The following is a 3307-nucleotide window of genomic DNA, read 5'->3' as shown; positions in this document are numbered from 1 at the left end:
TCAAAGCATTGTATTGAGCCGCCTCCAATTCACCGGTCGTGTCCGCGGCCGGGCAAGGCCTTGCCAGGATAAACTATGGAAACCGTACTGATCGTCATCCATCTCATGGTCGTGCTCGCCCTTGTCGGCGTAGTGCTGCTGCAGCGTTCCGAAGGCGGCGGCCTCGGCATCGGTGGCGGATCCGGCTTCATGACCGCGCGCGGCGCGGCCAATGCGCTGACGCGTGCGACGGCGATCCTGGCGGCTGCCTTCTTCGCCACGTCGCTGACACTGTCGATCGTTGCCCGCTACGGCGAGAAGCCGATCGACATCCTCGACCGAGTGCCGGCGACATCGGATGGTGCCGGCAAGGGCGTGCTCAACCAATTGCCCGGCACGACCACCCCGGCGCCTGCCGGTAACGCCAAGCCGACGCCGCCATCCGGCAACGACGCTGCGGCTCCGGCGACTGCCCCGGCCATGGCGCCTGCCGCTGGTTCGACGCCGCCGGCAACCAATGGCGCCGCTCCTGCCGCGCCGGCGACTCCGCAGGTCCCGAACCAGTAGTCTTCGGCGCCTGAAGCCGCGATCTGTGCTCGTTTGAACACAGTCGCGGCAAATGCAGCAGGATCACAAAGATTCGACTGGGTGAGGCACGACCTCACGCTTGAGGCCCCCGCGCTTATTCGACTATAGATTGCGCGCGGCATTTCCGGCGCCCTTGGGGGGCGCTGGGCGACGCCGTGGGCAACAAGCATAGAACGATCGGATCTTCGCCATGCAGCTTCGCAGCTTCATTTTCCTGGGACTTTGCGCCGCACTCGGCATGAGTTCCCCCGCTTTCGCTGGCGTTCCGGCCAATATGGCCGCACAGCCTTCGGTTGAAACAACCTCCGCCATCAACGTCGCCGTCAAAAGTGATGCGACGCAGTTGAAGCTTCTCAAGAAGAAGAAAAACCCGACGCCGGACGACCTCGCCCAGATCAAGAAGATCGAGGCCAAGATCGTTGCCGACAAGGAAGCCGCCAAAGCCAAGGCGCTCGAAGCCAGGAAACTGGCGATGCGCGAGGCGGCCAAGGCCAAGGCCGACGCGGAACGGCAGGCGTTCCTGGCCAAGAAGGGCAAGAGCGCGCCGGCAGCCGAGGTGGCCGATGCCAAGCCGGCCAAGAAGCAGGCTGCCAAGATCATCGAGCCAATCGAACCGATCGCGCCGATCCAGTCGGCCGAGCCGCTTCCGGCGGAAGCGATGAACGTCGCCTTGACCGGCAACAATGGCGAGCTGCGCAGCGAGGTCATCGGCCAGAAGCAGCCGAGCAGCGGCGGTCTGTTCGCCGGTCTCTTCGGCGGCACCTCGTCCGGGTCGTCGATCTCATATCTTCCCGAGACACGGGCTCTCGACCAGGCTCTCGCCAAGAGGGAAGCCAAGAAGCAGTTCAAGGTAAAGCCGGAATTTGTGCCGCAAGACGTGGAATTCACCGGTTACGATGCGGGCACCATCGTCATCGACACCAGCGCGCGCCGCCTCTACCTCGTCGAATCGTCCTCCACCGCGCGCCGCTACGCCATTGCGGTCGGCCGCGAAGGCCTGCAGTTCAAGGGCACGGTAGCGGTCGGCGACAAGCAGGAATGGCCGCGCTGGATCCCGACGCTGGACATGCAGAAGCGCGAGCCGAAGCATTACGGCCAGTACAAGGACGGCATGCCCGGCGGTGGCCAGAACCCGCTCGGCGCGCGCGCCATCTATCTCTATGACGGCAAGAAGGACACGCATCTGCGCATCCACGGCACCATCGCACCGCAGTCGATCGGAACCAGCGCCTCGAATGGCTGCTTCCGCATGATCAACGAGCACGTCATGGACCTCTACAGCCGCGTCAGGGTGGGCACCAAGGTCGTTATCATCTGACGTTTCCATCATTCTGCCGAAAGGGCCGGCTCAGCCGGCCCTTTTGTTTTGCCCTGTTCACGACCCGAGCGCCTTCTTGGGAAAAAACCTTCGCGGTGGTTTTTTCTCTGGCGGAATCAATCCGGCCGCGTTAAGCGATGACTCCCATGGCGCGATATGTATTCATCACAGGCGGCGTGGTTTCCTCACTTGGAAAAGGCATAGCCGCAGCGGCCCTTGGGGCTCTCCTGCAGGCGCGAGGCTATCGCGCACGCATCAAAAAACTCGATCCCTACCTGAATGTCGATCCGGGCACGATGTCGCCGTATCAGCATGGCGAGGTTTTCGTCACCGACGACGGTGCGGAAACCGATCTCGATCTTGGCCATTACGAGCGCTTCACAGGCCGCTCCGCCAATCAGCAGGACAACATCACCACCGGCCGGATCTACAAGAACATCATAGAGCGCGAGCGGCGCGGCGACTATCTCGGCGCCACCGTGCAAGTCATTCCGCATGTCACCGACGAGATCAAGAATTTCGTCCTCAACGGCAATGACGACTATGATTTCGTGCTGTGCGAGATCGGCGGCACGGTCGGCGATATCGAGGCGATGCCGTTCCTCGAGGCTATACGCCAGCTCGGCAACGACCTGCCGCGCAACAACGCCGTCTACGTCCATCTGACGCTGATGCCCTACATCCCGACGGCGGGCGAGTTGAAGACCAAGCCGACCCAGCATTCGGTCAAGGAACTGCGCGGCATCGGCATCGCGCCCGACATCCTGCTGGTCCGCGCCGATCGCGCCATCCCCAAGGAAGAGCGCAGAAAGCTGTCACTGTTCTGCAATGTGCGCGAAAGTGCCGTGATCCAGGCGCTCGACGTGCCGCATATCTACGATGTGCCGATGGCCTATCACAAGGAAGGGCTCGATTCGGAAGTGCTGGCCGCCTTCGGCATCGATCCGGCGCCGAAGCCGCGCATGGAGCCCTGGCAGGCGGTGTCCAACCGCATCCACAATCCCGAAGGCGAGGTCACTATCGCCGTGGTCGGCAAATATACCGGCCTCAAGGATGCCTACAAATCGCTGATCGAAGCGCTCTCGCATGGCGGCCTGGCCAACCACGTCAAGGTCAAACTCGACTGGATCGAATCGGAGATCTTCGAAAAGGAGGATCCGACGCCCTGGCTGGAAAAGGTGCATGGCATCCTGGTTCCCGGCGGCTTTGGCGAGCGCGGCTCCGAAGGCAAGATCCTGGCGGCGAAATTCGCGCGTGAGCGAAAAGTGCCGTATTTCGGCATCTGCTTCGGCATGCAGATGGCTTGCATCGAGGCGGCGCGGTCGCTGGCCGGCGTGGAGCATGCGTCCTCGACCGAGTTCGGTCCGACCGAGGAACCGGTCGTCGGCCTGATGACCGAATGGCTGAAAGGCAACATGCTGG

The 3307-nt window shown here is 62.7% G+C and carries 3 protein-coding genes; all 3 read left to right on the top strand.

Translation table 11 applies throughout. The annotated features are described in order from the left end of the window. Nucleotides 1-75: 75 nt before the first annotated feature. The gene (gene secG, locus EN993_RS33325) at nucleotides 76-546 is read left to right on the top strand and encodes a preprotein translocase subunit SecG (RefSeq protein WP_127266003.1); all 471 of its coding nucleotides are present in this window, start codon (nucleotides 76-78) and stop codon (nucleotides 544-546) included. A 211-nt stretch (nucleotides 547-757) separates the two neighbouring features. After that, nucleotides 758-1885 carry a L,D-transpeptidase gene (locus EN993_RS33320; RefSeq protein ID WP_127266002.1) on the top strand — a complete coding sequence of 376 codons (1128 nt, stop codon included), beginning with the start codon at nucleotides 758-760 and terminating at the stop codon, nucleotides 1883-1885. Between the two features lie 146 nt (nucleotides 1886-2031). After that, nucleotides 2032-3307, top strand: a 1276-nt coding sequence (locus EN993_RS33315; RefSeq protein ID WP_164757974.1) for a CTP synthase, incomplete at its 3' end; no start/stop codon positions are given.

This window comes from Mesorhizobium sp. M7D.F.Ca.US.004.01.2.1 (assembly GCF_003997785.1).
In the GTDB taxonomy this organism is placed as follows: domain Bacteria; phylum Pseudomonadota; class Alphaproteobacteria; order Rhizobiales; family Rhizobiaceae; genus Mesorhizobium; species Mesorhizobium loti.
The sequence above is the reverse complement of the archived record's forward strand: the minus strand, read 5'-3'. Positions and strand labels throughout refer to the sequence as shown.